Source organism: Pseudomonas sp. GW822-FHT01E03 (genome assembly GCF_058802985.1).
The window spans coordinates 278,749-292,533 of the sequence record NZ_JBXAOQ010000005.1 but is presented as its reverse complement, the minus strand read 5'-3'; the positions used below and the strand labels follow the sequence as shown (position 1 = coordinate 292,533).

The following is a 13,785-nucleotide window of genomic DNA, read 5'->3' as shown; positions in this document are numbered from 1 at the left end:
GCACCGCCAGTAAGGACGTCATTGCCCAGACCACCCATCAATGTGTCGTTGCCGTCACCGCCGTTGAGGCTGTCATTACCCGTCCCGCCGGTGATGACGTTACCCAGCGCGTTGCCGTTGCCGGTGAAGTTGGCGGCACCGAGGTAGAGCAGATGCTCGACATTGGCGCCCAGTGTGAAGCTGGCCAGCGAGGTCTGTACGGAATCCGCACCCTCACCCGTCAGCTCGATCAGCACGTCCCCGGCTGAGTCGACGCGGTAGGTGTCGTTGCCGACTCCGCCCAGCATCTGGTCATTACCCGCACCGCCATTGAGGAAGTCGTTACCGTCCTCGCCGTTGATGAAGTCGTTGCCGTCTCCGCCACTGAGATTGTCGTCGCCGATGCCACCAAACAACTGGTCGACACCGCCCTGGCCAATGAGCGTATCGTTCCCGCCCAGGCCAAACAGCACATCGCTACCCGCGGTACCGACGAGGCTGTTCGCCAGGGCGTCGCCCGTTTGCACCGCCCCCAGCAGCACGACCAGCGCCGTCGCCGCAGAGGTCACCGACTCCAGCGTACCGAAGCCATCGGTGTAGCGTGCAATCACCCGGATTTGCTGGTTGACTTGCGCCGCACCCGGGGTGAAGGTCGCAGCGGTCGCGCCGGCGATATTGGTGAAGGTAGTCCCGACACCTTGCTGCCATTGGTAGCTGAATGTGCCCAACCCGTCCGGATCGGCAATCCCGGCCGTCAGCGCGGTCAGCACCTGACCTTGAGTCGGTGTCGTATCGCTGACCAGCAACGCGCCTGTCGGTGCATCGTTGACATTGACCACCGGAGCCGTGGCGTCGGACGCAACGCTTTCGGCTACACCGAAGTCATCCACGTAACTGACCACCACGCGCACCTGATCGCCTACCTGGGCTTGACCAAGTGTGAGCGTGCTGGTGGTGGCTCCGACGATGTCGACGAAGGTAACCCCGTTGGTCTCCTGCCACTGGAAGGTGAACTGCGGATTGCTGAGGCCATCGACGTCGACGATGGTCGACGGGTCGGCGGTCAACACCTGGTTCTGCACCGCAAGCCCGAGGATGCCAGGCCCGGCAGTCGGTGTGTTGTTTGCCGACGAGTCGACGAACTCCAGCGTACTATTGCCATCCTGATACACCGCGCGAACGCGCAGGTTCAGACCGGCGACATCATCCGCCACCCGATAGGTGGTGCCCGTCACCCGCGATGCCTCGCCGGCGGCGATAATTGTGATGTCTTCATAGATGCCCGAACCGGCAATGGTTTCGACCTGCCAGTAGTAAGACACGGGACCGGTAATCGCGCCGGTCGGATTGGCCGCACTGACGCTGTCCGCGTCGCGTATCGACTGACTGCTGACGCGCAGCAGTTGGCCGGCGACAGGAGTGTCTTCACGCGCACCGGTGGTGGCATCGAGGATCGCCAGACGCCCCACAGGAGCGCTGTTCAAGGCGGCGCCAACACCGGAGGCCTGCAACTGGTCAGCGAACTGCAGACGCTCGATGCCCGTCAGGCGATCGACGCCATCACGCCCGGCCACCAGGTCGGTCACGATGACCGCGTTGCCCTCGACAGTGACGCTGTACTCCGATGCATTACCGGAGAACATCGCGGTGTCGAAGTTGTCAGTGCCGGTCAGAATCTCCCGCACGATGACCAACTGGCCCGGGCTGTAGGTACCGTTGAGCATGAACGGCACCAACGGTTCCATGGTGTCGAACGTGGCGATTTCCGCTCCGGTGCCATCAGCGTTTGCCCGTACGCTGATGCGTACGTTCAGCCACTTGTCACCATCGATGATGTCGTCACCGCCACGACCTTCGATGAGGTCGCTGCCGCTGCCACCGAGGATGATGTTGCCACCGTCGAAGAACGTAGCTCCCGCTGGCAGCAGACCCGCCAGGCCGTTGATCAGGCTGATGTTGGTCAGCACACTGCCGGTTGCTCCCGAGGTGGGTAGCGAAGTCGCATCTTCACTATCGCCGCGCAGGAAGTCACCGTGGGACGAACCCGACAGACCTTCCATGATGTCGAAGCGCACCAGCGCCGACGCTCCCGAACCCGGCTGCGGAGGCACATCGAAGAAGCGGTCGCTGAAATCGACGCTCACGCCCTGGGCGAGCCCCTTGAAGGTCGCCCAGTCAAAGCCCGAGCCGCCGATATAGCGGTCACCGAGGCCGAGACTGCCGACCATGATGTCGTCACCGCCTTCGCCGTTGAACTTATCGTTCTCGCTACCGCCGATGTAGACATCGTGACCGATTACCGGGTCGTTGCCGAGCGGGTCGAAGTTGTCGCCAGGTGCACCGTCCGAAGTGCCCTTCTCGATCCAGTCGTCGCCTTCGTTACCCATGTCCTGTTCGTTGGCTTTGCTGCCCAGGATAAAGTCGTTGCCCTGGCCACCAATGGCCTCGGAGGCGTCCTCACCGGTAATGATGAAGTCGTTGCCGAACCCACCAATGAGCAGGTTGACGCCGTTGCCACCGTGCAGCACGTCGTTGCCGTCGCCACCCTGGACGTTATCGTCGCCGCCGGTGTCGGTGATGATGTCGTCGCCGGCGCCACCGCGTAACTGGTCGTTGCCGTCACCGCCTTCGATGCGATCGTTGCCGCCATCACCCCAGACCGTGTCATCGCCTTCACTGGCGATGAGGATGTCTGCGTTTTCGGTGCCACCCAGCACGATGTGCTCGTCACCTGTGTACTTGATGTAGTTGGTGTCCGCCCCCACGGTCAGCGGGTTGTCGCGGAACACCACCTGCGCGCCATTCGGGCCGAGCGGATCGACGGCGAGCAGACCTTCGTTGAACTGCCTGCCCTGGTCCACTTCCAGATAGAACCCAGGATCCGTGAACACCACGCCCGGCAAGTGCGTGGCCGAGGTGTTGGCCATGATCAGCTTGGCGAACGAGTTGCTTTCAAGTTCCGCATTCATCGTCAGGCCAGCGGTACGCTCCAGGTAGTAGAAGCGGTCGCCGTCCTGCAGTTTTTCCATCTGGTTCTCGAACACGAAGTTGAAGGTCGAGCCGAGCATGCCGCCGAACGGAGTTTTCTGTTCGGCAAGGCCGCCAATCCACATATCGATGGCATCGACGCCAGTGATCGTCACGTTCCTCAGGTCGTCGGCAGTACCCAGTACCCCATCGCTGCCGGCCAGCGTTACGTTGGCAAAGGCACCGGTGCTGTTGAGGAAGTCCAGGCGGTCAGCCGGCGCCCCCACACCACCGAATACCAGCGCCATAGCTGCAGCGCGTTTGCCTTCCAGCGTGGTCGCCGCCGTGATGGTGTCATGCGTGCCATAGGCCGCGATGAAGTTGATCAACGACTCCGGATGCTTGAGGTGCTGCACCAGGTCGACCCAGCTGTTGTAAGGCTTGAGTTGGGTGTCACCGGTTTGGCTGTAGATGTCGCGGCGGAACGCGTTGAGTGAAGGAATCCCCACGTCGCGGCCACGGGCGATGTTGATCGCCGGCAGGTCGAGCGGCAGGCCGAGCAGGTTATTGCGCAGCGCCTCGGTGACGAACTCGTCGATTTCGTTACCGGCTTGCCGGGTCACCCCACGGATGATCGCACTGGTCGCATCCTCTGGCGACACGCCACTGGCGGCGAACGCCAACGGGTTGAGGAACGCCGCGATCAAGCCCAGTTGCTGATCGGGGTTGGCGCTGCTCGGATCGCCTATCACGTTGAAGTCGATATCGTAGCGATCGACAGTCTCGGTCAGCATCGAGTGGCCAAACCGGTACACGGTGTGGGCGAACTCGGCGACGATCGAAGGATCGAGGTCGACGTCATAGACCTGGGTCGGTGCGAAGAACAGGTCGATGTTGGGCTGGATGGTCCGTGCAAACTCCTCGAACACCAGGTGCTGATACTGCATCTCGGTGCCGAACTTGGCAGCCTGGAACAAGCGCTCGCCATTCCACTGCAGCGCATCGAACTCAGCCTGGGTAGTTGGCAACGCGGCCACCGGAGTCAACAGCCACTCGTTGAGGAAGGCCACGTCACCCGAATCGAGCACGGTGTCCTTGGTCTGCGCAACCAGCCGGTTGTGCTCGGAGTGGAAGATCGCATGCACCGCAGTCAGGCCGATGTTTTCGTTGACCCGGCCGTCGCCGGCGATGTAGTGAGCGTCGAGCAGTTCGTTGTCATAGGTCAGGTTGTTGCCGCCCGGGCCAACGGGCTGCGCATTGCCGACAAGGGTGTCGGCATCCGCCTGCAGAACCCCGCCGGTAACGACCGGCACGGCGTTGTGGGCGATGTCGTTGAGGAAGGCATGGCTGGTGCGCACTGCGTTCACGAGGCTTACCGGGCTGGCCGGATTGCCTTCGACAAGCGTAGTGACATCATCGGCGGTGCCGGCAATGCCATCCGCCCCGTTGTTGACCCGAATGACAACCTGCGGGAAGCCGTTCGGCCCCTTGATGAAATTGCCATAGGCGTCAGTCGCCAGCAGCGGGCCGCTGTCGATATCGGCGTCGGTCAGATTGATACCCAGCACGTCGCGTGCCTGGGCCTTGACCACCTTCCAGGTTGCCATACCACCGATTTCAACGTCGTCAGCGGTGCCAAACGTGCCATCCGCCCCCAGGTCACGGTTAGTGATCAACCGGCCTGTCGCTACGGGGCCGCTGGCGGTAAGTTCATAACCGCGCAGGAACACCTGATGCGACGGGTGCGAGCTATAGGTCTGGTTCTGGTCCACGAACGGCGAGGTGGTGTTGGTGTGCTCATGGATGTCGTCGGCCGTGCCAAGAACGCCATCCGCCCCTGGCTGGTTGGTCGCGCGGGTCAGAACCATGAAGTTCGTCAGGCTACCTGGGACAAAGAGTGGATCATCCGGCTGAAGCGGAATGAAGACGGTGCCCGAACCACCTTTGGTCACCAGGTCCAGACCATGATCGAAGAACTGCCCGAAGAAGGTCATCCAGGCGTTGAACGGCGCGGACAATCCCGCATCCGACGTGGTGTTCTCGAACAGGTACACATCGCGGTCGTCGCCAGTACCGAACTGTCCATCCAGCCCGGGGCTGGCAACAATCTGTACACCTTCCTTGAGCACATCGTCGTTACCCACCGCGCCGAAGTTGAGCACACCGTCCAGGCCCGGGTCGAATGCCGTGGCATAGGCCGCCGGGTTGTTCGCTGTCTGATCGACGATCAGGTTACTGATGGTGCGCGGCTGCGAGTCGATCACAATGCCGTTGTTCTGCGCATACGACGTTCCCCCTTCCGCCGGATTGAAGACCGGATCGCCCACGCGCGGGAAGAGGTTATCGGCGGCGCCAAACTCGGTGTTGTCAATGCCGTTGAGGTTCATCAGGTTGTTGCTTGACCCGTCGACCGTACGCAGGCCCAGCGGCGCGCGGATGTTCGGGAGCAGCGAGAGGATGTCCTGACCGGCCGCATCAGCCTCGGCAATCTTGATCTGGTCAAGAATGAAGTTGAGGTCGGAGCGGACCATGTTAAGACCGGCGCCACCCGCGGTGGCATCGACTACAGGTACCTGCGCCGTTGGCGTAACCGGTGCACCGGCAACGATGGCAGCCGTCGGCGTGGAGAACAGGATCTCCGTGGTGCCGTGACCGTCCTGATAGATCGCCTTGACCCGCAACGACAACCCGGCGAGGTCAGGAGAGACCTTGAACGCGGTGCCGTCGGCGCTTTGGAACGCCAGGTCGCCAGCCGGCAACAGGATGATATCCTCGAATACGCCACTGCCAGGTTCGGCCTCGAATTGCCAGATGTAGGACACAGAGGAGTTGGTGATCAACCCTTGCGGATTACCCGCCGCGACGTTGTCGGCATCGGTCACCCCGGCCACGCTGACAGTCAGTAAATCGCCCACGGTGATCGCACCGCCGTTGCCATCGGCAACAGTTGGATTGCCATCCGGTTGGGCATTCTCCCCCGCCACCAGCACTTGCTGGTTATCGGCGAACTGCAGGCGTTCGATATGCAGCAGGGTATCGGTGCCGTCGCGACCCGCTACGCTATCGGCCACTGTCCAGACATCGTCCGTGATATCGGCCGTGCCACGGTCGTCGACAGTCACCGCATACTCGGCCTCAAGCCCGGAGAAAATGGCGGTATCGAAGGCTGCCCCGCCCGTCGAGGTGCCGGGCATGACTTCCCGCACGGCCTTGAGCTGACCAGGGTTGATGGTGCCATCCAGCATCAACGGGATCATATCGACCATGCTGTCGAAGCTGGCGATCTCTGGGCCGGTATGGTTGACGTCTGCCGGGTCATAAACGGCAATCCTGACGTTGATCCATTTGTCGCCGTCGATCAGGTCATCGCCACCGCGGCCCTCGATCAGGTCGCTGCCATCACCGCCGAGGATGATGTTGCCAGTGGCAAAGCCCGTGACCGGCAGACCGGCATCGGCCAGGAACTGGTCCAGACCGCGGATCAATGCGACATTGGTCAGCGCACTGCCCGTGGTACCACCGTGGTTGATGATCGTGTCGGCATCGACATTATCGCCCCTGAGCACATCGCCGAAACTCGAACCGGACAAACCCTCGACCTCGGCAAAACGGTCGAGAATCGAGGCCGGCGAGGCGCCCACCGGATTGAATATGCCGGCATTCTGGTTGGGTGTATTGCCATGCGGTTGCGCCAGCGCGGCCATGGTCAGGTCAGCGGTCACGCCGATCCTGTCATTTTTGTAGGTCACCCAGTCGAAACCGGACATGCCTTCCATCTTGTCCTGGGCATCGCTGCCCACAAAGATGTCATCGCCACCCTCGCCGATCATTTCGTCGAAGCCACCGCCACCGATAAAGATGTCGTTGCCGATCACATCGTCATTGAGCAACGGCGAGGCGTTATCGCCAGGCGCACCGTCCTGGGTGCCCTTCTCGATCCAGTCATCACCTTCGCCACCCATAGGTGGCAGGTTGGTCTTGGCACCGAGTATGAAGTCGTCACCCTGCCCGCCAAAGGTCAGGGAGATGTCTTCCGTGGTGATGATGAAGTCCTGGCCATCGCCACCCAGGATCAGGTTGCCTCCGGCAAGCATGCTGCCAGCGATGATCACATCGTTACCGTCATTGCCTTCCAGACGGTTGTCGCCGAACGAATCGCTGATGATGTCATCACCCGCGCCGCCCAGTACCGCATCGTTCCCGGCACCGCCTTCAAGGCGGTCGTTGCCGCCGTCGCCGTAAAGGGTGTCATCGCCCTCACCGGAAATGATGATGTCATTGCCGGCAGTGCCGCCCATGACGATATGGTCTTCACCGGTGTACTGCAGATAATTGGTGTCCGGACCCACGGTGTCAGGGTTGTCGCGAATCACCAGCGACACGACTTCCACGCCGTTGATCATGATACCGCCGGTCGGATCGGCGCGGCCATCCACGCCAAGGCCAGTGAACTGGGCGGTCTGATCCACCTCAAGGGTGAACGTCGGCGTCAGGAACACGGTGTTCGACAGGTGGGTGACATCGGTGTTGAGCATGATCAGCTTGGCAAAGGAGTTGTTTTCCAACTCGGAGCCGAAGTTCAGGCCCGCGGTACGCGCCAGGTAGTAGAAGCGGTCGCCGTTCTGCAACGCCTCCATCTGGGTTTCAAACACAAAGTTGAACGTCGAGCCGAGCATGCCGCCGAACGGCATCTTCTGTTCGGCGAGGCCACCGACCCAGAAGTCGATGTCGTCGACGCCCGTGATCGTCACACCGGTCAGGTCATCGGCAGTACCCAGTACCCCATCCGCGCCGGCCTGGGTTACGTTGGCGTAGGCACCGGTGCTGTTGAGGAAGTCCAGGCGGTCAGCCGGCGAACCCGCACCGTTGAATACCAGCGCAAAGGCTGCAGCGCGTTTGTCTGCCAGCGTGGTCGCCGCCGTGATCGTGCTATGCGTGCCATAGGCCGCGATGAAGTTGACCAGCGACTCGGGGTGCTTGAGGCTGTCTGCCAGATCAGCCCAACTGATGTACGGCTTGAGTTGGGTGTCGCCGGTGGATGCGTAAAACTCGCGACGCGCCTCATTCAAGGTGGGGATGCCCGTGTCGCGACCACGTGCCAGGTTCAGGGCCGGCAAATCGAGCGGCAGACCGAGCAGGTTGTTGCGCAACGCTTCGGTGACGAACTCATCGATCTCGTTGCCGACCTGGCGGGTAACACCGCGAATGATTGCCCCTGCCGCCTCGTCCGCAGTCACCCCGCTGCTGGCGAACGCCAGCGGGTTGAGGAAGGCCGCGATCAGACCCAGTTGCGAGTCCGGGTTGGTGGGGTCAGTGAGCAGCGGATTGAACGCGGGGTCGAAGCGATCGACGGTCTCGGTCAACATCGAGTGACCGAAGCGATACACCACGTGGGCGAACTCGGCGAGGATTGCCGGGTTGATCGAGGTGTCATAGCCGGTGGGCGCGAGGAACTCGTCGATCTGTGGCTGAATGGTCCGCCCGAACTCTTCGAACACCAGGTGTTGGTACTGCATTTCGGTGCCGAACTTGGCGGCCTGGAACAGGCGTTCGCCGTCCCACACCAACGCCGCAATCTCGGCGGGTGTAGTCGGTATCGCGGCCACGTCGTCCACCAGCCACTCATTGAGGAAGGCCAGATCGCCTGCGGCAATGATGGTGTCCTTCGATTGCTGAACCAGACGGTTGTGCTCGGAGTGGAACACATGGTGCACGGTGGTCAGGCCAATGTTCTCGTTGACCCGGCCGTCGCCGGCAATATAGTGGGCGTCGAGCAGTTCGTTGTCATAGGTCAGGTTGTTGCCGCCAGGGCCAACGGGCTGCGCATTGCCGATAGCGATGTCGGCATCCGCCTGCAGAACCCCGCCGACGACGACCGGCGCGGCATTGTGGGCGATGTCGTCGAGGAAACCATGCCCGGTGCTCACGGCATTGGCCAGACTGATGGGAGCTGCCAGGTTGCCTTCGACCAGTTGAGTGACGTCATCAGCCGTCCCGGCGATGCCGTCAGCACCGTTACTGACGCGAATCACCACCTGTGGCATGCCGTTCGGCCCGCGGATGAAGTTGCCGTACGCATCGGTTGCCAGCAATGGCACGTTGTGCACATCGGCGTCGGTCAGGTTGATGCCCAGAATGTCACGGGCCTGGGCCTTGACCACTGCCCAGGTCGCCATGCCGCCATTTTCGCCGTCGCCATCATCGGCCGTGCCGAACCGGCCATCCGGGCCGAGGTCGCGGTTGGTAATCAAGCGCCCCGTTGCAACAGGATCGCCCGCCGCGTTGATGACGTACTCGCGCAGGAACACCTGATGCGAAGGGTGCGAGGCGTAGGTCTGGCTTTGGTCGACGAACGGCGAGGTGGTGTTGGTCTGGCCATCATCGGCCGTGCCGACTACTCCGTCCGCGCCGGCGGTATGCACTGCGCGTGACAGCACCATGAAGTTGGTCAGGCTGCCCGGGACGAACAACGGATCGTCCGCCTGCAGCGGAATGAACACGACGTCGGTAGTGCTCTTGGTGACCAGGTCGAGACCGTGATCGAAGAACTGGCCGAAGAAGGTCATCCACGAGTTGAAGCTGGCGGTCAGGCCGACGTCCGGCGACACGTTGGGCATGAAGAACACGTCCTTGTCATCGGCCGTTCCGAACACGCCATCCAGTCCGGGGCTGGTGACTATCTGTACGCCATCCTTGAGTACGTCGTCATTACCCACCGTGCCGAAGTTGAGTACACCGTCCAGGCCCGGGTCGAACGCTGAGGCATAGGCCGCCGGGTTGTTGGCGGTCTGGTCGACGACCAGGTTACTGATAATCCGTGGTTGCGGGTCGATCACCGTCCCTGTTCCGGCGTACTGCGCCGATAGAAAGGAAGGATCGAGCAGGCGTGGGAAGTCAGCGTCCGCGGCGCCAAAATCACTCTGGCCGGTGACCAGGTTGTTGAAGCTGCCATCGACGGTACGCAGGCCGAACGGCACCTGGGTATTGGGAAGCAAATCAATGAGGCTGGTGCCGGCGGCATTCGCCTCGGCGATAAAGATTTGCTTGAGGATGAATTCCAGGTCCGACTTGTTGAAATTGGCCATTTTGGATTGCCCTCGATCTGTCTGGTTAAAGGCGCGGGACGAGAAAATCCTCCCGCGCCAAGTCAAGTGATGGCTTGCGCAGTTTGTTGGTTATGTTTTTTTGCGAGAGCTGGCGTTACCCGGGACCCGGGATTCGCGCCTGGAATTCGCGATATGAATTGCTCGCCGGGCGATCAGGCAGAGCGGATTCGAGCCCTGGGCGGGCCATGGAATCTGGAAGTGAAGGCGAACGTCCTGGACAGCCCCTTCCCTCTGCAAAACAACGAAATGATCGACATGGTTCTGCTCCTCCCGGGAAATCACTGCGCCCTGCGTTGCCAAAACGATGACAGGCTTCAGGCGGGCGGGCCCCCCGATAACTAAGACTAAAGTTCCATAGCAAAACTTTGTCAATATTACGTCGTTAAAACAGACGACTGGTGGCAGGCATCACAACTAGCTGTTTTTTAAGGACATATAGAAAGTTGTGTGCTGGTATAGAGCGAAATGTTATTTCGGAGTGATTCAGCGCCACCTACGCTGCTGCATAAGGGAGCAACGCAGCGATTTCGGAAGACTCGCCATCTATAGAGCGACCAGCCTGCGTGTCCATAAGCTGTTTACGGGACTACATTTACTGTTAGCTGTTGCGCGCCAAGGGCAATCGGCTTTTCGCAGTGGGAGGATCAAAATGCCCAAGCAGTCGAGCATCCGTTCAGAACTGGCCGACGCGCTCTTTCGTCTGCGCCGCAGCTTTTATTTGCTGGCAGGGTTCAGCGGCGTCATAAACGTCATGATGTTGACGCCAGCTATTTATATGCTGCAGGTTTACGATCGAGCCCTGGTCAGTCGCAACGTCACGACGCTGACAATGCTGACTGTTCTGGTAGTAGGTTTGTTCTTGCTGATGTCCACGCTGGAAATGGTCCGCACCCGTGTACTGATCCGGGTCGGTAACTGCCTCGACATGGACCTCAACCGACGCATTTTCACCGCTGCATTCGAGCGCAACCTGAACCGCGCCGGAGGTAACCCGGCCCAGGCCCTGCAAGATCTCTCCCAGGTTCGTCAGTTCGTCACCGGCAACTCCCTGTTCGCTTTCTTCGATGCACCGTGGACGCCGATCTACCTGCTGGTCGCCTATTTGATTCACCCGATACTCGGACTGATCACGCTGATCGGCTCGCTGATTCTGGTGGCCCTGGCCTGGCTCACTGAAAAGGCGACGCAGAAGCCGCTGGCCGAAGCCAATCAGGCCGCCCTCTCCTCCAGCCAGTACGCCAACAACAACCTGCGCAACGCCGAGGTCATCGAGGCCATGGGCATGCTGCCGTCGATCAGCAAGCGCTGGTTCCAAAGCCATTTGCGCATTCTGGAAATGCAGACCCTGGCCTCAGACCGCGCCGCCTTGATCAGCAGCACCGGGCGCTTCGTGCGGATCACGTTGCAGTCACTGATCCTCGGCGCCGGCGCGCTGCTGGCGATCGAAGGCAAGATCACCCCGGGGATGATGATTGCCTGCTCGATCCTCACCGGTCGTGCGCTGGGCCCGGTGGAACAGGTCATCGCGTCGTGGAAGCAACTGCTCGGCTGCCGCTCGGCCTGGGGCCGGCTCAACGAGATGCTGCAAGACTTTCCGCGCCGGCCACCGAGCATGTCGCTGCAACGACCAATGGGCATGCTGGCGGTGGAGAATGTGTATGCAGGTGCTCCGGGTACTCCCAACACGATTCTGCGCGGAGTGAGTTTCAGCCTTGTCCCCGGTGAAAGCCTCGGCGTTATCGGCCCATCCGCCTCGGGCAAATCCACCCTCGCCCGCCTGCTGGTTGGCGTCTGGCCGACGCAGGCCGGCAAGGTGCGCCTGGACGGTGCGGACATATTCACCTGGAACAAGGGCGAGCTTGGCCCCTGGCTCGGCTACCTGCCACAGGACGTGGAACTGTTCGAGGGCAATATCGCCGACAACATTGCGCGCTTTGGCGAAGTGGACAGCGAAGCGGTCATCCGCGCCGCCAAGATCACTGGTGTGCACGAGATGATCCTGCGTTTTCCGCAGGGTTATGACACCCGCCTGGGCACCGATGGCAGCCCGCTATCCGGTGGCCAGAAGCAGCGCATCGCCTTGGCCCGCGCGCTGTATGGCGAGCCCAATCTGATCGTGCTGGACGAACCGAACGCCAACCTCGACGACGTCGGCGAAAAGGCCTTGGTCGATGCCCTGGCCGAACTCAAGGGTCGTGGCGCCACCGTCATTCTGATTTCTCACCGTCCCAACGTACTCTGTGCCGTCGATAAGGTACTGATGCTGCGCGACGGCGGCGTGCAGATGCTCGGCACGCGCGATGAAGTATTCGCAGCGCTGCGCAAGGCCAGTGTGATCCCTGCAAGCGCGTCGACTCCATTGGCCTCCGTCAAAGCACGGGAGTGACCGATCATGCAACTGAGCCAACACACCGAGATGATTCAAGCCGATCCCAGGAGCGTGGTAGATCTGGACGTCGGTAAACCCGCGCGCTGGGGCGTGTGGCTGGTGCTCGCCGGTTTCGGCGGCTTCCTCCTGTGGTCCTGGCTGGCGCCGCTGGATGCCGGCGTGGTAGCGACAGGCACGGTCAAAGTCACCAGTAATCGCAAAGCCGTGCAGCATCTGAGCGGCGGCACCGTGGAGGCCATTCTCGTTCGCGAAGGCGATCTGGTAACAAAGGGTCAGGAGGTGGTCCGCCTCGACTCGTTGCGTGCCCTTGCCGAACAGGGGGCGGTCAGCGCCCAGTACATCGTCAGCAAGACGGTGGAAAACCGTCTGGAAGCGGAACGTGACAACCGCGAAGTGGTGAACTTCGATCCCGAACTGCTCAAGCGCTTCAAGGGTGACCAACGCCTGGAAGCCGCCATGGACCTGCAACAGCGCCTGCTCGATACACGGCGCGCCGGTCTCGCTGGCGAAATCAGCATCCTGAAGGAAAACCTGGCGGCGTCGGCAGTGCAGCTCAAGGGCCTGCAGCAGGTCTATAGCGCCCGTGCCTCGCAGATCAGTTTCCTCAACCAGGAACTGCAAGGCACCCGCGTGCTGTCGGCCGAAGGCTATGTGCCGCGCAACCGCCTGCTTGAGCTGGAGCGCAGCAATGCCGACCTCTCCGCCGGCCAGGCCGAGAACCTCAACAACATTGCCCGGGTGCGTAGCCAGACCACCGAAATCAAGCTGCGCATCCTGCAGCGCCAGCACGATTACCTGAAGGAAGTCGAATCGCAGTTGACGGAAACCGCCAAGGAAAACACCACCCTGGCCGACCGCTTGCGCGCCCTCGACTATGAAGTGACGCACACGGTGATTCGTTCGCCGATCGACGGCATGGTCCAGGCCCTGAGTATCGCCACCGTCGGCGGGATCATTCAGCCCGGCTTCAAGATCATGGAAATCGTTCCGCTCAACGAACCGTTGCAGGTCGACGCGATGATTCCCGTGCAGGCCATCGACAAGATGGTCCCCGGCCTGCCCGTGGACATTTCCTTCCCGGCCTTCAACCATGCCCAGACGCCTAACATCCCCGGACGCGTGATGACTATCTCCGCCGACCGCCTGATGGACGAGGAAAGCAAGCAGCCGTTCTATCTGGCCCAGGTGGAAGTCACCCCCGATGGCATGAGCCTGCTTGGCAGCAATCACATTCGCCCCGGCATGCCCGCCAGCGTCACCATCAAGACCGGCGAACGCAACATGATGAGCTATCTTCTTAAACCAATGCTCGAACGTGTGGACAGCTCATTCAAGGAACAATGA

At 61.3% G+C, this 13,785-nt stretch carries 3 protein-coding genes; 2 read left to right on the top strand and 1 reads right to left on the bottom strand.

The window, feature by feature from the left end:
• A partial coding sequence (locus AC1RP7_RS12590; protein ID WP_493183987.1) for a peroxidase family protein occupies nucleotides 1-10,031 on the bottom strand: 10,031 nt, incomplete at its 3' end.
• A gap of 670 nt (nucleotides 10,032-10,701) precedes the next feature.
• On the opposite strand from AC1RP7_RS12590, the gene AC1RP7_RS12585 reads away from it, so the two are divergent.
• Together AC1RP7_RS12585 and AC1RP7_RS12580 are read left to right on the top strand one after the other, a co-directional pair.
• Nucleotides 10,702-12,438, top strand: coding sequence for a type I secretion system permease/ATPase (locus AC1RP7_RS12585; protein ID WP_090456696.1), 1,737 nt, complete (start codon nucleotides 10,702-10,704; stop codon nucleotides 12,436-12,438).
• Nucleotides 12,439-12,444: 6 nt separating this feature from the next.
• Nucleotides 12,445-13,785: an HlyD family type I secretion periplasmic adaptor subunit gene (locus AC1RP7_RS12580; protein WP_218496157.1), complete on the top strand. Its 1,341-nt coding sequence runs from the start codon at nucleotides 12,445-12,447 to the stop codon at nucleotides 13,783-13,785.

Excerpts from the sequence above, each read along its gene's own strand:
- AC1RP7_RS12580 (WP_218496157.1), top strand. The coding sequence starts at position 12,445 with ATGCAACTGAGCCAACACACCGAGATGATTCAAGCCGATCCCAGGAGC.
- AC1RP7_RS12585 (WP_090456696.1), top strand. The coding sequence starts at position 10,702 with ATGCCCAAGCAGTCGAGCATCCGTTCAGAACTGGCCGACGCGCTCTTT.